Genomic DNA, 22,572 nt, shown 5'->3' with positions numbered 1-22,572 from the left:
CGGCCGGACGCTGAGCAGTGGAGCCCCGGAGGCCACCCAGGGCAGGTGGCCTCCGGGAGTTCAGGCGGCCGCCGGGAGATCGGCGGGCACGAGGCGGAACGAGACGGTCTGCCCCGGCCGCGCCTGGGCCATCACCGGCAGGTCGTCGGTCAGCACGACGCCGATCACCGGGTACCCGCCGGTCACCGGGTGGTCGGCGAGGAACACCAGCGGCAGCCCCGAGGGCGGCACCTGGATCGCGCCCGGCACCATGCCCTCGCTGAGCAGCTCGCCCTCCCGGGACCGTTCCAGCGCCGGACCGGTGAGCCGGACGCCGACGCGGTTGCTCTCCGACGTCACCTCGTAGGTCGCCGTCGAAAAGGTCTTCAGCGCCTCCGGGGTGAACCAGTCGTCCCGCGGGCCGGGCATCACCCGCACCGTCAGCGCGAACCCGGCCGGATCGGGCACCGGCGCGACCTCGACCGACGGCAGCGGGCCGCACTCGTCGGTGCCGATGGGCAGCACGTCGCCCTCGCTCAGCGCCGCCGGGCCGAGCCCGGCCAGCAGATCCGTCGAGCGGGACTCCAGCACCTTGTCCACCCCGATCCCGCCGCGCACCGCGAGGTAGGTGCGCAGCCCGGAGGTCGGCGCACCCAGCGTCAGCTCCTCGCCCGGCCACACGGTGAACGGCGCGTTCATCGCCTCTCCGCGGCTGCCGCGCCGGATCGGGCACGGCGCGCCGGTCACCACGACCCGCGCGACCTGCCGGAACCGCAGCACCAGACCGCCGAAGGTGGTCTCCAGCACCGCGGCGCCGTCCAGGTTGCCGACGAGCCGGTTGGCCAGCGCGGCCGACCGCCGGTCGGCCGCCCCGGACCGGCCGACCCCCAAGGCGGCCAGTCCGGGACGTCCCAGGTCCTGCACCGTGGTCAGCGGACCCGGCCGCACCACCTCGATCATCGAACCTCCCGGAAGCGGATGCGGGTGCCCGGCCGCAGCAGGGCGGGCGGCCTGCGGGCCGGGTCCCACAGCGGGACCTCGGTCCGGCCGACCAGCTGCCAGCCACCGGGCGACGACCGCGGGTAGATGCCGGTGAACTCACCGGCGATGGCGACCGCCCCGGCCGGCACGTGCGTCCGCGGCGTGGCCCGCCGCGGCAGGTGCAGCTTCGGGTGCAGCCCGGTCAGGTAACCGAAACCGGGCGCGAACCCGCCGAACGCCACCGTGTACTCGGCGGCGGTGTGCATCTCGACGACACCGTCCGCGCCGAGGCCGGTGTGCTTGCCGACCTCGGCCAGGTCGGCGCCGTCGTAGTACACGGGGATCTCCACCAGCTCGCCGCGCATCGCCTGGGCGGGCACCGGTTCGGTGCCCGCCAGCAGCTCCGCCAGCTCGCCGGCGCCGATCACGGCCGGGTCGAAGCGCACCAGGAGGGTGCGCGCCGCCGGCACCAGTTCCGTCACGCCGTCGGGACGAGGGTCGGACAGCGCGGAGTACAGGCCGAGCACCGCGTCGATCCCGCCGGTGTCCCCGACGTCCACCAGCAGCGCCTGGTCCCCGCATCGCCGGATGTTCATGCGAAGCTCCGCACCTCGACCCCGGCCGACACCAGCGCGGTCCGGGCCGCGGTGGCCAGTTCCACCGCGCCCGGGGTGTCGCTGTGCACGCACAGCGAGCCCGCCTGGAGGGGGATGACCGTGCCGTCCACGGCCACCACCTCGCCGTCCCGCACCAGCCGCACGCACCGCCGCGCCACCTCGTCCGCGTCGGTCAGCACCGCCCCCGGCTCGCGCCGGGGGAGGAGCCGCCCGTCGGGCGAGTAACCGCGGTCGGCGAACGCCTCGGCGATGGTGGTCAGCCCGGCCTCGGCGGCCCGCGCCAGCCACCGGGACCCCGGCTGCCCGAGCACGGGCAGCGTCGGGTCGTACTGCCACACCGCCTCGGCCACCGCGCCCGCCTGCTTCTCGTGCGTGGCGATGGCGTTGTACAGCGCGCCGTGCGGCTTGACGTAGGCGATCTCGCCGCCCGACGCGCCGGCCAGCGCGTCGAGCGCGCCCAGCTGGTAGAGGATCTCGTCGATCAGTTCGACGGGGTCCACGTCGAGGAACCGGCGGCCGAAGCCGGCCAGGTCCCGGTACCCGACGTGGGCTCCGATGGTGACCCCGCGCTTCACCGCCGCCTCGCACACGTGCCGCATGGTCGAGGGGTCACCGGCGTGGAAGCCGCAGGCCACGTTGGCGCCGGTCACGACGTCCAGCAGGGCTTCGTCATCGGCGATCCGCCAGGCGCCGAACCCTTCGCCCACGTCGCAGTTCAGATCGATGGTGGCGGTGGTCGCGGGGGCGCTCATCGTGCGACTTCCACCGTCTCGGCCGTGGTCACGACCGGCTCCTCCTCGGGCGCCTGGCGGGACAGCGCGATGCCGATCCCGGTCAGGACCGCGGTCGCCACCAGGTACAGCGCCACCGCGAACCACGAGTCGTAGGCGGCCAGCAGGGCGGTGAAGATCAGCGGGGCCACGGCGCCACCGATCGGGCCGGCCAGCGTGTAGGCCAGCGAGCTGCCGGTGTAGCGCAGCCGGGCGGTGAACTGCTCGGTGATGAGCGCGGCCTGCGGGCCGTACAGCAGGGCGTGGATGGCCAGCGCGATCACCATGCCGACCGCGACGGCGAGGAACGACCCGGTGCTCGCCATCGGGAAGAAGATGAACGGCCACACGGCCGCGGCGATCGTGCCCACCGTGTAGAGCGTGCGCCGGTTGATGCGGTCGGACAGCGCGCCCGCGGCCGGCATCAGGAACAGCTGGAAGGCCGAACCGATCATCACCGCGGTGAGGCCCTCGCTGCGGCTCATGCCGAGCTCGGTGGTCATGTAGGTGAGGACGAAGACGGTGAACAGGGAGTAGAGGACGTCCGGGCAGACGCGGACCAGGATGCCGGCGATCAGGGCCCGCGGCTCCTTGGTGAAGACCTCCTTCAGCGGGGCCGTCGGCGCCTCGCCCTTCTCGGCGATCTTCTTGAAGACCGGGGTCTCCTCGAGCTTCATCCGCAGCCACAGGCCGAAGATGACCAGGACACCGGACAGCAGGAACGCGATGCGCCAGCCCCAGGACTCGAACGCCGCCTTCGACATCACCGCAGCCAGCAGCGCGATCACACCGTTGGCCAGCAGGTTGCCCGCCGGCGGGCCGATCTGGGCGGCGGAGGCCCAGAAGCCGCGCTTCTTCGGATCGCCGAACTCACTGGACAGCAGCACCGCGCCGCCCCACTCGCCACCGACACCGACACCCTGCGCGAACCGCAGCAGCACCAGGATCACGGCGGCCCAGCCGCCGATGGAGGCGTGGGTCGGCAGGATGCCGATCAGGAAGGTGGCGATACCGGTCAGCAGCAGGGTGAACACCAGGACCTGCTTGCGGCCCAGCTTGTCGCCGAGGCGGCCGAAGATGAACCCACCGAGCGGCCGGGCCAGGTAACCGACGGCGTAGGTCGAGAACGCGGCCATCGTGCCGACGAGGGCGTCGCCCGACGGGAAAAACAGCGTGCCGAACAACGTCGCGGCCGCCACCGAGTAGGCCGCGAAGTCGTAGTACTCGAGAGTGGTGCCGGACAGGCTAGCCACGAACGCGCGGCGCAGTGAGCGCTTGTCCGTGGGCTCAGTCGAAGCGGTCATCACGATGTCCATCCATCGAAGGGGAGTGAGGTAGGTCATGAAGTTAGGGATTGTTGAACGATCCGTCAATACTTTCGAGGAACATCGATCTGGCTTCGAAGCGTCTGGATAGACTTTTCGTAGAACAAGTCGCAGGTTGGACCGTCCTTCGATGGACTGGTTAAGTTTCCGTTACACGGTCCGACCCCTGAAAACACGGAGGCCCCGCGTGACCACCGACGCCGAGTCCACGGGCTCGATCCCCAGCACCGGGCTCGAGGCCGATCGCCTGCTGCTGGGGCGCACCAGCACGGCCGAACGGCTGGCGGACATCCTGCGGGGGCGCATCACCGAGGGCTTCTTCGAGCCCGGCAGCCGCCTGTCCGAGGAGGCGATCGGCGGGGCGCTGGGCGTCTCGCGGAACACGCTGCGTGAGGCGTTCCGGCTGCTCACGCACGAGAAGCTGCTGGTGCACGAGCTGAACCGGGGCGTCTTCGTGCGGCGGCTGTCGGTCGAGGACGTGATCGACCTGTACAAGGTGCGCAAGCTCGTGCAGTGCGCCGTGCTGCGGGAGATCACCAGCCCGCCGGGGGACAAGCTGCAGGCGGTGGAGGCCGCGGTGGCCGACGGTGAGGACGCCAAGAAGCGTCAGGCCTGGCGCGAGCTCGGCACCGCCAACATCCACTTCCACCAGGCGCTGATCACGCTCGCCGGCAGCCCCCGGGTGGACGAGCTGGTCCGCGGGCTGCTCGCCGAGCTGCGGCTGGTGTTCCACGTGATGGCCGACCCGCAGCCCTTCCACGAGCCTTACCTGGAGCGGAACCGGGAGATCCTGGAGACGCTGCGCGCCGGCGACGGCGCCACGGCGGAGCGCCAGCTGGCCGCTTACCTGGACGACGCGGAGAAGCAGCTGGTGGAGGCCTACCGCCGGGTGATGTGAGCGCAGAACTCGCACTCCCGAGTGCAGAACTCACGCTCCCGAGCGTGGGACTCGCGTGCGGGAGCGTGGGACTCGCGGCCGCCGCGAGTCCCACGTTCGGGGCGGTGAGTCCCACGCTCCGAGTGGCGAGTTCTGCGTTCGGGGTGGCGAGTTCCGCGGTCAGGCGGAGATCTTCAGGTCCTTCAGCAGCTTCGCGACGTGGCCGGTCGCCCGGACGTTGTACATCGCCTTGACGATCGTGCCCTCGGGGTCGATCACGAACGTCGAGCGGATCACGCCCTGCACGATCCGGCCGTAGTTCTTCTTCTCGCCGAACGCGCCCCACTCCGTGAGCACCGTCTTGTCCGGATCGGACAGCAGCGGGAACGTCAGCCGCTCCGCCTCGGCGAACTTCGCCAGCTTCTCCGGCTTGTCCGGCGACACGCCGAGCACCTGGTAGCCGGCGCCGTCGAGCTCGCCGAGGTTGTCCCGGAAGTCGCAGGCCTGCTTGGTGCACCCGGGCGTGCCCGCCGCGGGGTAGAAGTACACGACGACGTGCCTGCCCCGGAAGTCCGACAGCGAGACCTGCGTGCCCGTGCTGTCGGGAAGGGTGAAGTCGGGGGCCTTGTCGCCGGCGGTGAGACGCTGGGGGTCAGTCATGCCCCGAGCGTATCCGGGCGCCGGTCAGGCGGGCCCGCAGTACACGGCGATCACCGGGCTGGTCGCGGTCGGCCGCAGGGTCAGCCGCATCTCGGCAGGCTCGGGCGGCGCGGCGAAGGCCAGGTTCACCCGCACGTCGCGCCCGGGTTGCACGTCCTTGCCCGCGTCGACGATTCCGCTGTACCCCTGCGTCGAGTCCACCACCTGCTTCGACGGCACGTCCCCGACGGTCGCCGTCACGCTCAGCCCGGACAGCCGGTACGGCTGGTCGCCGTCGTTGCGGATGATGATCTCGAACGCCACCGCCCGGTCGCTGCGTGGATACGCGCTCTCGCTGGGCTTGAACGGCTTCGGCGCGGACACCGACACCGCGACCCCGTCGCCGAACCGGAACTGGCCGCCGAAGTCCAGGGTGGGCAGCGCGGGAACCGCCTGCGGGATGGCCACGTCGCCACCGGTGCTCGTCGACCCGCTCTCGACCTGCGCCGGCGCACCGCAAGCGGTCACCGCCACCAGGACGAGGGCGGCCATCGCGTGCCTCGGGGTGCGCACAGGGGCCACTTCCTCACTTCTTCAGCCGCCCGGCTGGTCCGTTCGGGGTAGGTATTTCCGCCGGGCGCGCTCCACTCTGTCCCTACTCGCGAGTGCGTGCGAGTCACCGCGCGGGGTTGACGCGGACCTGGTGTCGGGATGTGGCCGATCCGTGACCGGAGCGGCACCAGCCGTGATCGCGCTCACCCCGGCGGGTTCAGACCGCCATCGCGAGGAAGAGGATGAAGGTGCCGCAGCCGACCAGCCACGCCACGATCAGCCAGCCGAAATCGCGCCACGGGTCGACCGTGTGGTTGTCCTCGCCGGGCACGTAGACGCCGCGTTGCTCGAACCAGTCCGCCACGCTGCTCACCCACTTCAAGGGGTTGCGGTCCGCCACGTTCACCTCCGCCTGCTGCGCGATCACGGTCACAGTAACTGGCCGTCTGAGCTATCGGTTTGTCACCGTGCGTAGGACATTCGGCCTATCGGATGTGAGCTCGATCACGACCTGAGGCAACGAACTGATAACAACAGTAATCATGTCGCGGGCAGTAAGCGGATTCGGAGAGGTTCAGCGTGACGAGCGACGACAAAGACACTCGGGCGAGTGCCACGACGCGGCAGATCAGTGTCGCGGAGTTGCTGCGCCGGGAAGGCGTCACGCAGGAGTTCACCGCGATCAAGCTGCCGAAGGAGCCCGTGGACGACTCCGGCATCACGCCCGAGATGGCCGAGGCGCCCACCGTGCGCATCCCGGCGGCCAGCATCCTGCGCCGGGAGAGCGAGCCGGGCAGCCGGTGGGACAAGCGCAAGGCCGGCCGCATCGGCGCGCTCGCCGCGGGCGTGGCGGCCCTGGCCGGTGTTGCGGTCAGCACCCTGACCACCGGCCAGCTGCACGACGCGGCCGCGCCGGGCGGAGCGGGCGGCGGCCCGGACACCAGGACCGGCCACACCCCGACGAGCACGATCGCCGCTCCCCAGCAGCAGTTGCTGGCCAGCAGCACGCCGACCCCGACCAGCAGCGCCGAGCTGCCGCCGTCGGGCAGCGCGTCCTCGCAGGCCCAGCCGCAGGCGGCCCAGCAGGGCGGCGCCGCCGGCTCGAACGGCCAGGCGCGCACCGGCCAGTCGACGAGCAGCCGTGGCACGACGGCCGCGCCGACGACCACCTCGGCCGCCCCGGCGTACACCGCGGGCACGAGCCGGACCCAGCCCCAGACCACCACTCCGCGGACGACCACGACGACGCCGACCACGACCGAGCCGACCTCGGAGCAGCCGAGCAGCTCGCCGGGAACGACGACCCAGCCGACCAGCAAGAGGAACGGCGGCCTGCTGGGCACCGTGGGCGGCCTGGTCGGCGGTCTGCTCGGCGGCTGACCCCTCGACGCGAACCGAAGGCCACTCCCGCGGGAGTGGCCTTCGGCGTGTTCAGCGGGGCATGCGCCGCCAGATCGCGCGCGGCAGCAGGCGCATCAGGAAGAACACCGGGCGCAGCACGGGCGGCACCCAGACCTCCCCGCGTCCCCGCCGCAGCGCGCGCACGGTCGCCGTCGCGACCTGTTCGGGCGTGCTGGAGAACGGGGCGGGCGACATGCCCTCGGTCATCCGCCCGATCACGAACCCCGGGCGCACCAGCAGCAGCCGCACGCCGCTGCCGTGCAACGCGTCGGCCAGGCCGCCGGCGAACCCGTCCAGCCCGGCCTTCGCCGAGCCGTACACGTAGTTGGCCCGCCGCACCCGCACCCCGGCGACCGAGGAGAACACCACGAGCTGCCCGCTGCCCTGCGCGCGCAACAGGTTCGCCAGCTCGGTCAGGACGCTCACGTGGGCGACGTAGTCCGTGTGGATCACGGCCATCGCGTGCGCCGCGTCGCGCTCGGCCCGCTCCTGGTCGCCCAGGATCCCGAACGCGACCACGACCGTCTCCAGTGGACCGTGCTCGGCGACCACCGCGTCCAGCACCTCGCGGTGCCGCGCCACGTCGTCGGCGTCGAACTCGACCCGCGCCACCTCGGACGCGCCGGCCCGGCGCAGCGACGCCTCTTCGTCATCGAGGTCGCCGCTGCGCCGGGCCGCCAGTACGAACTTCCGCTCGCCGTCCACGAGTTTCCGTGCCACGGCGAGGCCGATCTCACTGCGCCCGCCGAGCACCAGCACCGTTCCGCTCACGCGGGGCAGTCTGCCCGACGATCAGTGGGTGGTGTGGCCCGGCCGGTGCATGCGCCACCGCGACGGGCGGTGCCGTCCGGTCTGCTGCTGGGCGGCGGCCTCCGGCGACCCGGTCTGCTGCGGCACCGGACGCGTCGGGACGTCCGCGTTGCCGGGCACGTCGCCGGTGGCCATCGGCTGCTGCATCGTCGCGGCACCGCTGTCGGTGCTCTCGACGTGCACCTTCTTGCGCGCGGGCATGACTGCCATGATCAGGCCCAGCACCGCGCTCGCCCCGTGCAGCCAGTTGTCGGCCGCGTTGAGGTTGAGCGGGTTGCCCAGCCCGGACACCGGGTTGGACGCGATCACCCCGGTGATCATCAGGCCCCAGATGGTCACCAGGCCGAAGCCGATGAACAGGATCCAGCCGAAGGTGCGGGCCGACGCCGACGACGCGGCGAACAGCAGGCCCAGCACGCCGACCACCACGTGCACCAGGTTGTGCAGCGGGTTGATCATGAAGCCCATCAGCATGTGGTCCGGGTTGCCGGTGAAGTCACCGAAGCCGGTGCGCACGAACCCGATGATGCCGATCACGAGGTAGACCAGACCGACGAGCGCGGCGAGCACCTGGACCGGCTGGAAGCCGGCCGCCCGGACGCGGGCTTGTTCCGAACGAGACATGTCGCCTGTCCCCTTTGTCCGACGGACACCACGGTTGCGTGATGTGCCCGACGGGTTACCCGGTGGTGGAATCGGGCAAACTCACCGGACCAGCCGCCCGAGCAGGGCGGACGCGACCCCGATGGCGATCGCGGCGGAAGCGGCGAGCACCCCGGAGTCCACCCAGACGTGGGAGGGGGTGCCGATCAGCAGCCCGCGCAGCGCGTCCACCTCGTAACTGAGCGGATTGACGTGGCTGAGCACGCGCAGCCAATCGGGCATCAGATCCACCGGGTAGAGCGCGTTGGACCCGAAGAACAACGGCATCGTGATCGCCTGTCCGATGCCCATCAGCCGTTCGCGGGACAGCACGAGCCCGGCGATCACGATCGACAGGCAGCAGAAGAACGCCGAGCCGAGCACCACGGTGAGCGCGGCGCCGAGCAGCTTCAGCGGGTTCGCGGTGAGGCCGACGCCGAGGACCGCCGCGAGGATCAGCACGATCACCGCCTGCGCGAACGCCCGCACCCCGGCCGCGAACGCCTTGCCGGTGACCAGCGCGGCGCGCGGGGTCGGCGTGACGAGCAGCTTGCCGAGCACACCGGCGTCGCGTTCCCAGATGATCTGGATGCCGTAGAAGATCGCGATGAACAACGCGGACTGCGCGAGGATGCCGGGGGCGAGGAAGTCCAGGTAGGGCGTGTCCCCGGTGGGGATCGCGCGCAGCCGGGTGAAGGTCTCGCCGAAGATCAGCAGCCACAGCGCGGGCTGGATCGCGCGGGTGATGAGTTCGGAGCGGTCGCGGCGCAGCTTCTGCAGCTCCACCAGGCACATCGTGCCCACCCTGGACAGCAGGCGGCGGACCGGCCGCGGGTCAGCCCAGGCGGCGTGCGGTGCGGCGAGCGGCGCGGACATCGCGCATCCCTCCCTTGTCGGCGTCGTCGAACGCGTCACCGGTGACCGCCCGGAAGACATCGTCCAGAGTGGACTCCGGCCCCAGCCGGGCCCGGAGCTCCGCCGGGCTGCCCTGCGCGCGGATCCGGCCGCGGTGCATGAGCGCGACCTGGTCGCAGTGCTGCTCGGCCTCGTCCATGTAGTGCGTGGTCACCAGCACGGTCATGCCGGTCTCGGCGCGGACCTGTTCGATGCGCTCCCACACGCCGGTGCGGGCGACCGGGTCGAGCCCGATGGTCGGCTCGTCGAGTATCAGCAGTCGGGGCGCGCTGACCAGCGCCTGCGCCAGTTCGAGGCGGCGGATCATGCCGCCGGAGTAGGTCGCGGCCGTGCGGTCGGCGTCGTCCAGCAGGCCCACGGCGCCGAGTGCGGTCTCGACCTGCTCGGCGCGCTCGCGTCGCGGGACGTCGAAGAGGCGGGCGAACAGCGCCACGTTCTCCCGCCCGCTGAGCGAGCCGTCGGCGGAAAGTTGTTGCGGCACATAGCCGATCAGCCGCCGCACGCGCATCTTCCGGTGCGTGGCGTCGAGGCCGAACACCTCGATCGCGCCGTCCTCGAGCGGCAGCAGCGTGGTGATCATGCGGATGGTGGTGGTCTTGCCCGCGCCGTTGGGGCCGAGCAGCCCGAAGACCTGGCCCGCCGGGATCTCCAGGTCGACGCCGTCGACGGCGACCGCGTCACCGAAGGCGTGCCGGAGCCCGGTGCAGCGCACCGCGGGTGTGGTCATTTCCCCTCCTGGATCGCGGCGATCAGCAGGCCGGGCGCGGGCAGCGCGGCTTCGAGCGCGTCGCGGTCCCCGGCCGGCAGGCGCGCGATCGCCGAGGTCACGAACTCGGCGCGGGTGCGCCGCCAGTTCGCCAGCCGGTCCCGCGCCGGGCCGGTCAGCTCCAGCCGCGCGGCCCGGCGGTCGCCGGGATCGATCCGCCGGTCCAGCAGCCCGGCGTCGACGAGCTGGTTGACCAGCGAGCTGACCGAATTGCCGGCCAGGTGCAGGGCACGCGCGGCGGCGGCGACGCCGATGCCGGGGTGTTTCTCGACCACGCGGAGCAGTTCGATCTGCGCCGGACGCAGGGGCGCGTGCGGCAGCGTGTCCCGCACGCGCCGTCGGACGACCCGCCGCAGCGCGGCCGTGGTCGTCATCAGGTTCTCGGCCAGTTCTCGCACGTCCGCCAAGGTAGCTCTGACTCGGAGCTATTAGCAACACTCACTAATTTCGCTTTCCGGAGGAAGCGGAGTATTCGTGAAGGGTGAATCCTGATCGCAAGAAGCGCGCGGCCGACGCGTTCCACCGGTTGGTCAACCCGCTGGCGAAGCGCATGCCCGGCCAGGTGGTCCTCGAAACGATCGGCAGGCGCACCGGTCAGCCCCGGCACACTCCGGTCGGCGGGAAGGTCGTCGACGGCGCGTTCTGGTTCGTCTCCGGCGACGGGCGGCGGGCGTCCTACATCCGCAACATCGAGGCCAACCCGAAGGTGCGCGTGCGGCTGGGCCGCGTCTGGCGCACCGGCACCGCCCACCTCCTGCCCGGCGACGACCCGCACGAGCGGCTGAAGAAACTGCCGGCGGGCAACAGCATGATCGTGCGCCGCCTGGGGATCGCGCTGCTGACGGTGCGCGTCGACCTCGATTAGGGCAGGTGGAAGACCGCGCCGGGAGCGGCGTAGGCGACCGGGCCGTCCGCCTCGCACAGCAGCGCGTCGCAGTTCTTGGCGCGGCCAGGTCGAGGTCGGCGAACAGGGCGCCGTAGTACGCGGCGTGCAGGTGCGAGATCCAGATGCCGCCCAGCCGGTCCAGGCCGGTGTGGCGGCGCAGCTCGGCGAGCGTGCCCGGGCCGGCGCCGAGCCACACGTGCGTCCCGCCGCTGGTGACCAGAGCTGAGCCCGCCGCCCATGATCGACTTGTCGACATCTCTACTGTGGACGGAAACACCCGTCCGGGTGGCGGGGCCTGCTCGCTAAAGTCCTGCGGGTGAGTACCGGAATCTCCACATTGGCGAGTCAGTGCCCCGCGCTGTCCCGGACGAGGGCCCTGGCGAGCTGGGTCGGCGACGGGAGACCCGTTACCCCCAAAGGAGTTCTGCGGCCCGCCGACGTTCCCTCGGCCGCCGGGGCGCTGGGCGTCGAGGTGGGGGAGAAGGTCCGCTCGGCCGCGGACGTCGTCACGATCCACCGGCCGTGGGTGGCCGCGGAAGGCGCGGGGCTGATCGAGGTCGGTGTCGCGGAGGCGGTCGCGCGCCCGCCGCACGACGATCCGGCGCAGCTGTGGCTCAAGGGCCTCGACGCGGTCCTGCGGGCCGAGTCGGCCGATCCACGCCGTCGTGGCGCGTTCGCGTTGTGCCGGGCGGTGCTGACCGCGCTGGCCAACGGCCCGCTGCTGGACGACCTGGTGTTCTCGGTGCACCGGCTGCTCAAGGGCAGCGAGGACGGCGACGCGGTCGCTTCGAGTTTCGGTGGCGCGGAACTGTTCCCGCTCGACGCCGCACTGGACGTGCTCACCGAGTTCGGCGCGCTGGACGGCGACCGGAAGGTCACGCCGCTGGGCCACTGGGCGCTAGACGAGTGGGCCGCTCGTGAACCGCGGCCGGTCACGCCCGAGCTGCGCGCCGCGCAGCTGCTGGGCCGTCTCGCGCCGCTGCCCGCCGACGAGGCGTGGCACCAGGCACTGCGCTGGTTCGAGGGCAGGCGCCCGGTGGACGGCGCCGCGCAACTGCTGCACGCCGCGGAGTTCGCGTCACCGGTCGAGCGCGTGGCGGCCATCGAGGTGGTCGCCGGTTTCGGCGACGAGGTGCTGCCGGCCTGGCACGTCGCGCTGAGTTACCGCAACGTGCGCCCGCACGCCGCGGCGATGCTGGAGATGTGGGACGAGGGCCCGGGGTTGTCCGGAGCGGAGCGGCGGCGGCTGGTCACCGAGTACGCGTTGTCCGCGCGGGAGCGCAGCGGGGTCGAGGAGGCGTACCACTACGTACGCGACCGCGGCGGGCTCGACGCGCTGGAGCCCGAGGCGACGGCGTTGCGCCGTGAGCTGCGGGCGTTCGCCGAGTCGGTGCGGCTGACCGTGTACCAGCTGAAGATCACCGTGACCGGCCGGAAGCCGCCGCAGTGGTGGCGATTGGTGATCCCGGCGAGCGTGACGCTCGGCGTGCTCGCCGAGGCGCTCGACGCGGACGGCGAGGAGCACCACTTCGAGGCCGACGGTGTGCGGTACGCCGACCCGTTCTTCGGCCTGGGCGAGGACCGCGACGAGCACGACGTGCGGTTGTCGCACGTGCTGGTGCGGCCGGGGACGAGCCTGCGGTTCTTCGTGGGCGCGGTCGAGCACTCCGTCACGTGCGAGAAGATCCTCGACCCCGACCCGCAGCTGAGCTATCCGCGCTGCACGAGCGTGTCCAAGGCCGGGGAAAGCGTTTCCGCCCGGAACAAGCGCCTGGCCGCCGTGCGCATCCCGCACCCCGCGCACCCCTGGTGATCAGCCGTCCGCGGCATGGCGGGCCAGCCTTTCTGCCAGTGCCCGGACCAGGTCGCGGAGCGCGCCGGGCTGCTCGACGACGAACGGCTGGTCGAGCGCCGCGAGCAGGGGCGGTATCCAGTCGAGCCGCTGCGCCCGGATCCGGGCCCGCACCCAGGGCTCGCCGCCGGTGATCGTCTCCAGCGACGCGACGGACGGCGGGAAGACGGAGCGGATCCGTTCGGGCGCCGAGCGGATCCGCACGGACACCTCGTGCTCGTACGGCGTCTCGGCGAGGGCGCTGAGCACCCGCTCGGCAGGGTCGAATCCCGCCGGCACGTCGAATGTTCCGGCGCCGATTTCGACGGTCCTGATCCGGTCGATCCGGAACGTGCGCACCTGCCCGCCGGCGGAGTCGAAGCCGCTCAGGTACCACCGCCCGGAGTGCGCCACCACCCCGTACGGGTGGACGACGCGTTCGCTGGCGCCGCCATGGCCCGCGGTGTAAGCGATTTCGAGCGGCCGGCGATCCCGCGCCGCCTCCGCCACGGTGAGCAGCACCCCGGCCTCCGCCGTGAGCGCCGGTCGTGGGGGCGCGGTGAAGCCGGCGATCTCCAGCAGCGCGTCGAGCCGCTGCCCGACGGCGTCGGGCAGCACCCGCCGGATCTTCGCGACCGCGCTCTCGGCGGCCGCGACCGACGTGGTGATCAGGCCGGCTCGCCGCCCCGCGACCAGACCGAGCAGGACGGCGAGCGCCTCCTCGTCGGTGAGCATCAGCGGGGGCATCCGGTAGCCGGGCGACAGCCGGTATCCGCCGTGCCGTCCGCGCACCGCGCGGACCGGGACGTCGAGGTCGCGGAGGTGATCGACGTAGCGGCGGACGGTGCGCTCGTCGACGTCGAGCCGCCCGGCGAGCTCGGCGACGGTCCGGGTCCCACCGCTCTGGAGGATCTCCAGCAGGGCCAGCACGCGGGCGATCGGCCGGGTCACCCGAAGATCCTCGCAATACCGGGCGGATCCTGTCCACTATCGCCTCTAGCGTGGCCGGTGTCCCTCCGCAGAAAGGAACCCGCCGTGCAGCTTCTCTCCGTCCGCGTCATCACCGACGACGTCGCCCGCCTCGCCGAGTTCTACGAGCAGGTGACCGGCCTCCGGGCGCGGTGGCTCGCCGAGCAGTTCGCCGAGTTCGCCGGATCTTCGTGCACGCTGGCGATCGGCGGCGCCGAGACGATGGCGCTGTTCAGCCCCGGGGCGGCCGTGCCCGAGTCGAACCGGAGCGCGATCCTGGAGTTCCTCGTCGAGGACGTGGACCGGGCGTACGAACGGCTGACGGCGCTGGCGGTCGTCCCCGAGATCGTGCAGAAGCCGACGACGATGCCGTGGGGCAACCGGTCGCTGCTGTTCCGCGACCCCGACGGCAACCTGGTCAACTTCTTCGCGCCGCTCACCGAAGAGGCCAGGGCGAGGCTCGCGCGCTGACCGGCTTCAGCCGCGCGCCAGCCGCTCCAGGATGAAGGCCCGCAGCCCCTCCAGCTCGGTGTCCACCGCGACCTCGATCCGGCCGGGCGCCACATCGCCTTCCGCGTCCTCGCGCAGGGCCTGCCGGCGCCGGTCGACCAGCGTGGCGCCGCGGGCCGGGCCCAGCGAGCACTCCACCTCGACCGGGTAGGTCTCGGTCCGCAGGATGCCGGGCCGGATCGCCTCCGCGACGGCGACCGCGTCGTGCAGCACCACGCCGTCCCACCCGAGGGCCTTGCGGTAGTGCGCGACGTAGTCCGGTGTCAGCGCCTCCAGTGCGGCGCCGATCGGCCCGGACGCGGCCAGCTTGCCCAGCCACGTGCGGTCCACCGCGCACCGGTAGGTCAGGTCCATCGGCACCAGCACGCACGGCACGGTCTCCTCGACCAGCACCCGCCGCGCCGCCTCCGGGTCGCTCCAGATGTTGAACTCCGCCGCACCCGTCGTGTTGCCGCCGGCCAGCCCGCCGCCCATGACGACGATGCGGCCGATCTTCTCCCGCACCTCGGGGTGCGCGGCGAGCAGCAGCGCGATGTTCGTCAGCGGCCCGATCGGCGCGATCGTCACCGGCTCGTCGGCGGCCTCCAGCAACGACACCAGCAGGCTCATCGCACCGCCCGGCTCCAGCGCCCGGCCCGGCTCGGGCAGCGCGGCCGAGCGTCCGGACAACCCGTCCGACCCGTGCACGTGGCTGGCGCGGTGCAGCTGGGCGTGCACCAGCGGCCGCGCGGCCCCGGCCGCCACCGGCACGTCCGCGCGCCCGCACAGCGCCAGCACGCGGCGCGCGTTGCGGGTGGTCGCTTCGAGCGGGACGTTGCCGAAGACCGTCGTGACCCCCAGCAGGTCGACGTCCTCGCTCAGCGCCGCCAGCGCGATCGCGAAGGCGTCGTCCACGCCCGGGTCGGTATCGATGATCAACGGTGTCGGCATACTGTCAACCTATGACATCGATGTGGGGATCGCCGGTGCTGTCCCGGGTGCAGGCGTGGCGCCGCGCCCGGCGCGACCCTCGTCAGGCGAAGTTCCTGACCGCCGATTCGCTGCGCTGGGTCCTGCGCAACCGCGCCTACACCCCCTGGTACCTGGTGCGGTACTGGCGGCTGCTGAAGTTCCGGCTGGCGAACCCGCACATCATCCTGCGCGGCATGGTGTTCCTCGGCAAGGACGTGGAGATCCACTGCCGCCCCGGTTACGGCCGCCTGGAGATCGGGCGCTGGGTGCACATCGGCGACGGCAACGCGATCCGCTGCCACGAGGGCTCGCTGCGCATCGGGGACAAGGCCGTCTTCGGGCGCCAGAACGTCATCAACTGCTACCTCGACATCGAGCTCGGCGCGGCGACCCTGGTGGCCGACTGGGTCTACATCTGTGACTTCGACCACATCACGGCGGACATCAACCTGCCGATCAAGGACCAGGGGATCGTGAAGACCCCGGTCCGCATCGGGCCGGACACCTGGATCGGCACGAAGGTCTCGGTGCTGCGCGGCACCCGCGTCGGCCGCGGTTGCGTCCTCGGCGCACACGCCGTGGTGCGCGGCGACATCCCCGACTACGCCATCGCGGTCGGCTCCCCGGCGCGCGTGGTGCGCGACCGCCGCGCCGACTACGAGGCCGACGCCGAACGCCGCGAGGCCATCGCCGACATGGCCCGCAAGGCGAACAAGGCGCTGCAGAAGACCCTCGAGCAAAGCTAGCGCCGCGTAGCGGCTCCGTTGAGGGTGGCGGTGGGCGAGGGCTGGCCACAAGGGCCTAGCACGGGTTGGTCCCCTGGTCGCCGACCTAGGTCGCGAGCACACGATCGGCCCGGTTCGGCTAGGTCCTGGCCGCAGGCGACCGCGCCACCGCGACGGCGGCGGCTACACCTTCCTGCACACCCGCGCTGGCCGATCACTCCCGCCCTCTAGCGGGTCGCCAGCGCGGTCAGCGCCTCCCGCACCCGCTGCCGGATGGTCTCGTCCCCGATGAGGCCGTCCGCGCCGATCGCCTCCCGCGGCACGGGAATGTGCACGCAGGCGTCCTCGACGATCCGCGTCCCCAGATAACCCAGGACGGTCCGCAGCGACTCGTGCGCCCCGGCCGCGCCGGTGACCGAGGACGACACGTTGATCCACGCCGCCGGCTTGCCGCCCATCGCGTCCGAGCCCACCGCCCAGTCGAGCAGGTTCTTGAACGACCCGGGCAGCGTGCCCGCGTACTCCGGCGTGCAGAACAGCACCGCGTCCGCTTCCTTCAGCTGCCCGCGCAGGCCGGCGACGGCGTCCGGCAGCGGGTCCCGGTCGTCGTCCGGATCGAAGTGCGGCAACGACCGCAGCCCGTCGTAGATGTCCACGACCGCGCCCTCCGGCGCGACCGCCCGCGCGGTGGCGAGCATCGCGGAGTTGGTCGAGCCCGCTCGCGTGCTCCCGCTGACGGCCAGGATCCGGAAGAGCGTCGTCATGCGCCCACGCTATCCCTTGGGCACCGCCGGGTACGGGACGAAGGTGCTGGTGTTCTCGTCGACCGTGAGCTGCTTGCCGATCGTCGGGAACGCGCGCTGCGGGCAGGCCGGCCGTTCGCACACCTTGCAGCCCATGCCGATCGGCGTGGCGGCCGCCTTCGCGTCCAGGTCCAGGCCGGTGGAGTAGATGAGCCGCCCGGCGTGCCGGAGTTCGCAACCGAGACCGACGCTGAACATCTTGCCCGGGCTGCCGTAGCCGCCGATGTTGCGCGAGACCGTCCGCGCGATCCAGAAGTAGCTCTTGCCGTCCGGCAGGGTCGCGATCTGGGTGAGGATCTTGCCCGGTGAGCTGAACGCCTCGTAGACGTTCCACAGCGGGCACGACCCGCCGACGCGGGAGAAGTGGAAGCCGGCCGCCGACTGCCGCTTCGACATGTTGCCCGCGCGGTCCACCCGCACGAACGAGAACGGCACCCCGCGCCGCTTGGGCCGCTGCAGGGTCGACAGCCGGTGGCACACCGTCTCGAACCCGACGCCGAAGTGGTCGCACAGCCGCTCGATGTCGTAGCGGAAGTTCTCCGCGGCGGACAGGAACGGGCCGTAGGGCAGGATCAGCGCCCCGGCGAAGTAGTTGGCGAGGCCGACGCGGGCCAGCGACCGCGCCGCCGGGCCGGAGAACGCCCACGAGTCGGCCAGCTCGGTGATCAGGTCGTCGTACTCCAGCAGGGCGATCTGCGAAGCCATCCGGAACGCCCGCTGGCCCACGCGCAGGCTCGGCGCGAGCCGCAGGATCTTCGCGTCGGGGGAGTAGCGGTGCTGCTGGCCGGCGGCCTCGTCGATGCCCTCGCTGGTCACCTGCACGCCGTAGTGGTTGGCCAGCCGCTCCAGCAGGGTGTTGTGCACGCCGCCGCGCCGCAGCCCGATGTCCTCGGCCATCCGCTCGGCGCGTTCGTCCAGCTCGGCGACGTAGTTCTCGCGCTCGTAGAAGAAGTCGCGGACCTCCTCGTGGGGCAGGGGCGCGGCGGCGCTGCCGTGCGGGCCCATGCCGTTCTCGGTGACCAGCGCGGCCGTGCTCTCCACCGCCGCCCGGTAGCTGCGGTGCAGCCGGACCAGGGCCTGCGCGATGGTCGGCAGGTTGGTGGCCAGCTCGTTGAGTTCGCTGGTCGTCGCCTCGACGCCGAGCGACTCGTCGAGCAGTGCTTCGCGCACGTCGGCGACCAGTCGGCTGGTGTCGTTGTTGGCGAAGAACTCGGTGTCGACCCCGAACGCCTCGGTGATGCGCAGCAGCACTGGAACGGTCAAGGGACGCGAGTTGTGCTCGATCTGGTTGAGGTAGCTGGGGCTGATTTCCAGCAACCTGGCCAGGTCAGCCTGGCTCATCGACCGGCTCTCGCGCAGGTGACGCAGCTTCGCGCCGGCGAAAGTCTTCTCCACGACAGGCCCTTTCCGAAGAGCTTTTCCCGACCGCACCGATCACGTGACCGATTCAGTCCCCGGACTTTGCGGCGGCTGCGAAACCTGGTTTCACAACCTTCACAACATGCTACGCCAAAATTTGCAGAAATTGGCAAATTGGAGCGCTGGCGGTGTTTGCGCAGCGCATGTCATGGTCGTTGCAAGCAAGCGAGTCATCGCAAAGTTCGCAAAGGTGGAGAACTCCCATGGCAGAGCAGCCCAACGAGTTGCAGCAGGAAGCCGCGAAGCTCGAGCAGCAGTGGGCGTCGGACCCCCGGTGGAAGGGTGTCAAGCGCTCCTACAGCGCGGCCGACGTGGTGAAGCTGCGGGGCAGCGTCGTCGAGGAGCACACGCTGGCCCGCCGCGGCGCCGAGAAGCTCTGGAACCTGCTGCACACCGAGGACTACGTCCACGCCCTCGGCGCGCTGACCGGCAACCAGGCCGTCCAGCAGGTGCGCGCCGGCCTCAAGGCCATCTACCTGTCCGGCTGGCAGGTCGCGGCCGACGCGAACCTCGCGGGCCAGACCTACCCGGACCAGAGCCTGTACCCGGCCAACTCGGTGCCGGCCGTCGTCCGCCGCATCAACAACGCGCTGGGCCGCGCCGACCAGATCAACTGGGCCGAGGGCAACACCGACATCGACTGGTTTGCGCCGATCGTCGCCGACGCCGAGGCCGGCTTCGGCGGCCCGCTGAACGCGTTCGAGCTGATGAAGGGCATGATCGCGGCCGGCGCCGCCGGTGTGCACTGGGAGGACCAGCTCGCGTCCGAGAAGAAGTGCGGCCACCTCGGCGGCAAGGTGCTGATCCCGACCAAGCAGCACGAGCGCACCCTGAACGCGGCCCGGCTGGCCGCCGACGTGCTCAACGTGCCGACGCTGGTCGTCGCCCGCACCGACGCGCAGGCCGCCACGCTGATCACCAGCGACGTCGACGAGCGCGACCAGAAGTACATCACCGGCGAGCGCACCTCCGAGGGCTTCTACAAGGTCCGCAACGGCATCGAGCCGTGCATCGACCGCGGCCTGGCCTACGCCGAGTACGCCGACCTGCTGTGGATGGAGACCTCCACGCCGGACCTCGAGGTCGCCCGCCAGTACGCCGAGGCGATCAAGGCGAAGTACCCGGACCAGATGCTGGCCTACAACTGCTCGCCGTCGTTCAACTGGCGCAAGCACCTGGACGACGCGACCATCGCGAAGTTCCAGCGCGAGCTGGGCCACATGGGCTACAAGTTCCAGTTCATCACGCTGGCCGGCTTCCACGCCCTGAACTACTCGATGTTCGACCTGGCGCACGGCTACGCCCGCGAGGGCATGACCGCCTACGTCGACCTGCAGGAGCGCGAGTTCGCTTCGGAGGAGCGGGGCTACACCGCCACCAAGCACCAGCGCGAGGTGGGCACCGGCTGGTTCGACCTGGTCAGCACCGCGCTGAACCCGGAGAGCTCGACCACCGCGCTCACCGGTTCCACCGAAGAAGCCCAGTTCTAGAAGAAGTCGCGAGCGGCCAGGGCGCGCTCGCCCTGGCCGCCTCGCGGCCCCTCCAGGAAGGCTTGCCATGTCTCACAGGTTCACCTCGCAGATCGAGGTCGCCGGCCCGGCCGGCGAGCGGTACGACGAGATCCTCACCCCGGCGGCGCTGGCCTTCATCGCGCGGCTGGACAACGAGTTCGCCGGACGGCGGCGCGAGCTGCTGGACGAGCGGCGGCTGCGGCGGGAGAAGCTCGCCAGCGGCGAGGACGTGCTCGACTTCCGCCCGGAGACCCGCTGGATCCGCAACGACGACTCGTGGCAGGTGGCGCCCGCGGCGCCCGGCCTCGAGGACCGGCGCGTGGAGATCACCGGCCCGACCGACCGCAAGATGACCGTGAACGCGCTGAACTCCGGCGCGAAGGTGTGGCTGGCCGACTTCGAGGACGCGACCTCGCCGACCTGGTCAAACATCGTCGGCGGGCAGCTGAACCTGTTCGACGCCATCCGGCGCGACATCGACTTCACCACCGGGTCGGGCAAGCGGTACGCGATCTGCGACAACCCGGCGACGATCGTCGTCCGGCCGCGCGGCTGGCACCTGGTCGAGAAGCACCTGCGCATCGACGGGCGCCCGGTCTCGGCGAGCCTGGTGGACTTCGGGCTGTACCTGTTCCACAACGCGCGCCAGCTGCTGGCGAGGGGCAGCGGGCCGTACTTCTACCTGCCCAAGCTGGAGAACCACCACGAGGCGCGGCTGTGGAACGACGTGTTCCGCCTCGCGCAGCAGGAGCTGGGCATCCCGCAGGGCACCATCCGGGCGACGGTGCTGATCGAGACGATCACCGCGGCGTTCGAGATGGACGAGATCCTGTACGAGCTGCGTGAGCACGCGGCCGGGCTGAACGCCGGGCGGTGGGACTACATCTTCTCGATCATCAAGAACTTCGGCGACGCCGGTGCGGACTTCGTCCTGCCCGACCGCGCCGAGGTGACGATGACCGCGCCGTTCATGCGGGCCTACACCGAGCTGCTGGTCCAGACCTGCCACAAGCGCGGCGCGCACGCGATCGGCGGGATGGCGGCGTTCATCCCGAGCAAGGACCCGTCGGCGAACGCGCTGGCCTTCGAGAAGGTCCGGCAGGACAAGGAGCGCGAGGCGCGCGACGGCTTCGACGGTTCGTGGGTCGCGCACCCCGGCCTGGTCCCGGTCTGCCGCGAGGTGTTCGACGAGGTGCTCGGCGGGTGGCCGAACCAGCTCGGCCGGACGCGCGACGACGTCTCGGTGACCGCCGAGGATCTGCTGAACGTGGCCAGCGCCGGCGGTGAAGTCACCGAAAAGGGTTTGCGGGCCAACATCAACGTCACTCTGCGCTATGTGGACTCGTGGTTGCGGGGCACCGGCGCCGCGGCGATCTTCGGCCTGATGGAGGACGCGGCGACCGCGGAGATCGCGCGGGCGCAGGTGTGGCAGTGGATCCGCAACGGCACGAAGCTCGACGACGGCACGGCGGTGACCGACTCGCTGGTCCGGTCCATGCTGGACGAGGAGCTCGCCGCGGTGCGGGCGGATCTGGGTCCGGAGGCCAAACTGGACGAAGCGTGGGAGATCTTCGTCGAGACCGCGCTGGGTGAGAAGCTGCCGAGCTTCCTGACCACGGGCGCGTACGCGCGCTACCTGACGGATCTGGCCTGAATCTCCTGAAAGGACCCCGGTTTTCCCTCTCCTGACGGGGAGAACCGGCTCGCGCTGGCTGTGGCCGGACAGCGCGGACACTCGGGCCCGGTAGGTATGCTCCACCTACCGGGCCCGACCCGTCCCCGAAAATTTCTGCCTTTAGGTAGATGTGTAGAACCCTCCGAAAGCGCAATCCTGGACTGCGACACCGTTCACCAGGGCGCCGAAGGAGCTGGTAATGATCCCTGTAGTCCGCCGCTTCACCCGTTCGATCGTGGTTTTCGTGAGTGTGGTCGCCGCGTGTGTCTGCGTGCCGGCCGCGCAGGCGGAGCCGGGGATCGTCGGGGGCACGCCCGCGAACATCGCGGAGTATCCGTTCACCGTGGCGCTGACCGATGCCACCGGCCTCCAGTTCTGCGGTGGCACGCTGGTCGCGGCGGCCAAGGTGCTGACAGCGGCGCACTGCGCGCAGGGGGAGAGCCCGACGGCGCTGCGAGTCGTGAGTGGACGGACGCAGCTGAGCGGCCGTGACGGGACGGTGTCCACTGTGTCCCACGTGTGGGTGCATCCGCAGTTCCGGGACGCCACGCAGGGCTACGACGTCGCGGTGCTGACCCTGACGCAGCCGTTGTCCGCGCAGCCACTGCCCCTGGCGAGGAAGGACGACCCCGGCTACCAGGCCGGCACCGAGGCGACGATCCTGGGCTGGGGCAACACGAAGCCGATGGGCGATTCGTCGGACGTCCTGCTGAAGGCGACGGTCCCCATCACGAGCGACGACTACTGTGCGAAGGCGTACCCCCAGCAGTACACCCCCGAGGCGATGATCTGCGCCGGCTACCCGCAGGGCGGAGTGGACACCTGCCAGGGCGACTCCGGAGGCCCGCTGGTAGCCGCCGGACGAGTCGTAGGAGTGGTCTCCTGGGGCGAAGGCTGTGCCGAACCAGGAAAGCCCGGAGTCTACGCCCGAGTCGGCTCCTACCACGACGAGCTGCAAGCTCAGCTGACACCCCCGCCACCGGCGGTGCTCCCGTAACGCCCCCACGGCAACCCCCGG

The 22,572-nt window shown here is 71.3% G+C and carries 25 protein-coding genes; 9 read left to right on the top strand and 16 right to left on the bottom strand.

Annotation, left to right across the window (positions count from 1 at the left end; all coding sequences use genetic code 11):
* Positions 1-60: 60 nt before the first annotated feature.
* From D0D15_RS21700 to D0D15_RS21685, 4 genes are read right to left on the bottom strand one after another with little or no spacing between them, the layout of a single operon-like run.
* On the bottom strand, positions 61-939 hold the full coding sequence (locus D0D15_RS21700; RefSeq protein WP_094008993.1) for a 5-oxoprolinase subunit C family protein: 879 nt from the start codon (positions 937-939) through the stop codon (positions 61-63).
* Positions 936-1,556 carry a 5-oxoprolinase subunit PxpB gene (pxpB, locus tag D0D15_RS21695; RefSeq protein WP_094008994.1) on the bottom strand — a complete coding sequence of 207 codons (621 nt, stop codon included), beginning with the start codon at positions 1,554-1,556 and terminating at the stop codon, positions 936-938. The genes D0D15_RS21700 and pxpB overlap by 4 nt, the downstream gene beginning before the upstream one ends.
* The gene (locus D0D15_RS21690; RefSeq protein ID WP_017987380.1) at positions 1,553-2,329 is read right to left on the bottom strand and encodes a LamB/YcsF family protein; all 777 of its coding nucleotides are present in this window, start codon (positions 2,327-2,329) and stop codon (positions 1,553-1,555) included. The genes pxpB and D0D15_RS21690 overlap by 4 nt, the downstream gene beginning before the upstream one ends.
* Complete coding sequence (locus tag D0D15_RS21685) at positions 2,326-3,663, bottom strand: MFS transporter (RefSeq protein ID WP_094008995.1); 1,338 nt, start codon at positions 3,661-3,663, stop codon at positions 2,326-2,328. The genes D0D15_RS21690 and D0D15_RS21685 overlap by 4 nt, the downstream gene beginning before the upstream one ends.
* Before the next feature lie 196 nt (positions 3,664-3,859).
* Between D0D15_RS21685 and D0D15_RS21680 the strand changes: the two genes are divergently transcribed.
* Positions 3,860-4,570, top strand: coding sequence for a GntR family transcriptional regulator (locus D0D15_RS21680; protein ID WP_094008996.1), 711 nt, complete (start codon positions 3,860-3,862; stop codon positions 4,568-4,570).
* Positions 4,571-4,729: 159 nt separating this feature from the next.
* Here D0D15_RS21680 and bcp read toward each other — a convergent pair whose 3' ends face one another.
* The 3 genes from bcp to D0D15_RS21665 all read right to left on the bottom strand — a co-directional run bounded on the left by bcp (position 4,730) and on the right by D0D15_RS21665 (position 6,140).
* Positions 4,730-5,209: a thioredoxin-dependent thiol peroxidase gene (gene bcp / locus D0D15_RS21675; RefSeq protein ID WP_094008997.1), complete on the bottom strand. Its 480-nt coding sequence runs from the start codon at positions 5,207-5,209 to the stop codon at positions 4,730-4,732.
* Between the two features lie 24 nt (positions 5,210-5,233).
* Positions 5,234-5,761: a hypothetical protein gene (locus D0D15_RS21670; protein WP_369806862.1), complete on the bottom strand. Its 528-nt coding sequence runs from the start codon at positions 5,759-5,761 to the stop codon at positions 5,234-5,236.
* 196 nt (positions 5,762-5,957) lie between these two features.
* The gene (locus D0D15_RS21665) at positions 5,958-6,140 is read right to left on the bottom strand and encodes a hypothetical protein (protein WP_094009015.1); all 183 of its coding nucleotides are present in this window, start codon (positions 6,138-6,140) and stop codon (positions 5,958-5,960) included.
* 179 nt (positions 6,141-6,319) lie between these two features.
* Here D0D15_RS21665 and D0D15_RS21660 point away from each other — a divergent pair, with 179 nt between their 5' ends.
* On the top strand, positions 6,320-7,120 hold the full coding sequence (locus D0D15_RS21660; protein ID WP_115944690.1) for a hypothetical protein: 801 nt from the start codon (positions 6,320-6,322) through the stop codon (positions 7,118-7,120).
* A gap of 51 nt (positions 7,121-7,171) precedes the next feature.
* On the opposite strand, the gene dprE2 is transcribed toward D0D15_RS21660, so the two are convergent.
* The 5 genes from dprE2 to D0D15_RS21635 form a co-directional block, all read right to left on the bottom strand.
* Positions 7,172-7,912, bottom strand: coding sequence for a decaprenylphospho-beta-D-erythro-pentofuranosid-2-ulose 2-reductase (gene dprE2 / locus D0D15_RS21655; protein WP_094009000.1), 741 nt, complete (start codon positions 7,910-7,912; stop codon positions 7,172-7,174).
* Positions 7,913-7,933: 21 nt separating this feature from the next.
* Entirely contained in the window at positions 7,934-8,575 is a 642-nt protein-coding gene (locus D0D15_RS21650) for a DUF4383 domain-containing protein (protein WP_094009001.1), read from the bottom strand.
* Positions 8,576-8,656: 81 nt separating this feature from the next.
* Positions 8,657-9,469: an ABC transporter permease gene (locus D0D15_RS21645; RefSeq protein WP_094009002.1), complete on the bottom strand. Its 813-nt coding sequence runs from the start codon at positions 9,467-9,469 to the stop codon at positions 8,657-8,659.
* Positions 9,429-10,235, bottom strand: coding sequence for an ABC transporter ATP-binding protein (locus tag D0D15_RS21640; protein ID WP_094009003.1), 807 nt, complete (start codon positions 10,233-10,235; stop codon positions 9,429-9,431). Before D0D15_RS21640 ends, D0D15_RS21645 begins: the two co-directional genes overlap by 41 nt.
* Positions 10,232-10,672 carry a MarR family winged helix-turn-helix transcriptional regulator gene (locus D0D15_RS21635; protein ID WP_425266799.1) on the bottom strand — a complete coding sequence of 147 codons (441 nt, stop codon included), beginning with the start codon at positions 10,670-10,672 and terminating at the stop codon, positions 10,232-10,234. Before D0D15_RS21635 ends, D0D15_RS21640 begins: the two co-directional genes overlap by 4 nt.
* 83 nt (positions 10,673-10,755) lie before the next feature.
* On the opposite strand from D0D15_RS21635, the gene D0D15_RS21630 reads away from it, so the two are divergent.
* Together D0D15_RS21630 and D0D15_RS21620 are read left to right on the top strand one after the other, a co-directional pair.
* The gene (locus tag D0D15_RS21630; RefSeq protein ID WP_094009005.1) at positions 10,756-11,139 is read left to right on the top strand and encodes a nitroreductase/quinone reductase family protein; all 384 of its coding nucleotides are present in this window, start codon (positions 10,756-10,758) and stop codon (positions 11,137-11,139) included.
* Between the two features lie 337 nt (positions 11,140-11,476).
* Positions 11,477-12,973 (top strand): plasmid pRiA4b ORF-3 family protein, encoded by a 1,497-nt coding sequence (locus D0D15_RS21620; protein ID WP_233157543.1) that lies wholly within the window; start codon positions 11,477-11,479, stop codon positions 12,971-12,973.
* Here D0D15_RS21620 and D0D15_RS21615 read toward each other — a convergent pair whose 3' ends face one another.
* Positions 12,974-13,942 (bottom strand): helix-turn-helix transcriptional regulator, encoded by a 969-nt coding sequence (locus tag D0D15_RS21615; RefSeq protein ID WP_198958401.1) that lies wholly within the window; start codon positions 13,940-13,942, stop codon positions 12,974-12,976.
* An 84-nt stretch (positions 13,943-14,026) separates the two neighbouring features.
* On the opposite strand from D0D15_RS21615, the gene D0D15_RS21610 reads away from it, so the two are divergent.
* The gene (locus D0D15_RS21610) at positions 14,027-14,431 is read left to right on the top strand and encodes a VOC family protein (RefSeq protein ID WP_094009006.1); all 405 of its coding nucleotides are present in this window, start codon (positions 14,027-14,029) and stop codon (positions 14,429-14,431) included.
* A 6-nt stretch (positions 14,432-14,437) separates the two neighbouring features.
* Here the strand turns inward: D0D15_RS21610 and D0D15_RS21605 are convergent, their stop codons facing one another.
* Positions 14,438-15,400, bottom strand: coding sequence for a nucleoside hydrolase (locus tag D0D15_RS21605; RefSeq protein ID WP_094009007.1), 963 nt, complete (start codon positions 15,398-15,400; stop codon positions 14,438-14,440).
* An 11-nt stretch (positions 15,401-15,411) separates the two neighbouring features.
* Between D0D15_RS21605 and D0D15_RS21600 the strand changes: the two genes are divergently transcribed.
* Positions 15,412-16,167: an acyltransferase gene (locus tag D0D15_RS21600; protein ID WP_094009008.1), complete on the top strand. Its 756-nt coding sequence runs from the start codon at positions 15,412-15,414 to the stop codon at positions 16,165-16,167.
* 206 nt (positions 16,168-16,373) lie between these two features.
* Here D0D15_RS21600 and D0D15_RS21595 read toward each other — a convergent pair whose 3' ends face one another.
* Together D0D15_RS21595 and D0D15_RS21590 are read right to left on the bottom strand one after the other, a co-directional pair.
* Positions 16,374-16,910, bottom strand: coding sequence for an NADPH-dependent FMN reductase (locus tag D0D15_RS21595; protein ID WP_094009009.1), 537 nt, complete (start codon positions 16,908-16,910; stop codon positions 16,374-16,376).
* A 9-nt stretch (positions 16,911-16,919) separates the two neighbouring features.
* A complete protein-coding gene (locus D0D15_RS21590; protein WP_094009010.1) occupies positions 16,920-18,344 on the bottom strand; it encodes a short-chain fatty acyl-CoA regulator family protein in 1,425 nt (474 codons plus the stop codon).
* Positions 18,345-18,571: 227 nt separating this feature from the next.
* Here D0D15_RS21590 and aceA point away from each other — a divergent pair, with 227 nt between their 5' ends.
* From aceA to D0D15_RS21575, 3 genes are all read left to right on the top strand, one after another.
* Positions 18,572-19,858 carry an isocitrate lyase gene (gene aceA / locus D0D15_RS21585; RefSeq protein WP_094009011.1) on the top strand — a complete coding sequence of 429 codons (1,287 nt, stop codon included), beginning with the start codon at positions 18,572-18,574 and terminating at the stop codon, positions 19,856-19,858.
* Between the two features lie 67 nt (positions 19,859-19,925).
* Positions 19,926-21,533: a malate synthase A gene (gene aceB, locus D0D15_RS21580; RefSeq protein ID WP_094009012.1), complete on the top strand. Its 1,608-nt coding sequence runs from the start codon at positions 19,926-19,928 to the stop codon at positions 21,531-21,533.
* 220 nt (positions 21,534-21,753) lie between these two features.
* Positions 21,754-22,551, top strand: coding sequence for a S1 family peptidase (locus D0D15_RS21575; protein WP_094009013.1), 798 nt, complete (start codon positions 21,754-21,756; stop codon positions 22,549-22,551).
* Positions 22,552-22,572 lie beyond the last annotated feature (21 nt).

The organism is Amycolatopsis thermalba (assembly GCF_003385215.1).
GTDB classification, from domain to species: domain Bacteria; phylum Actinomycetota; class Actinomycetes; order Mycobacteriales; family Pseudonocardiaceae; genus Amycolatopsis_E; species Amycolatopsis_E thermalba.
Note: the sequence above shows the minus strand (reverse complement) of the source record. Positions and strands in the feature narration are given on the sequence as shown.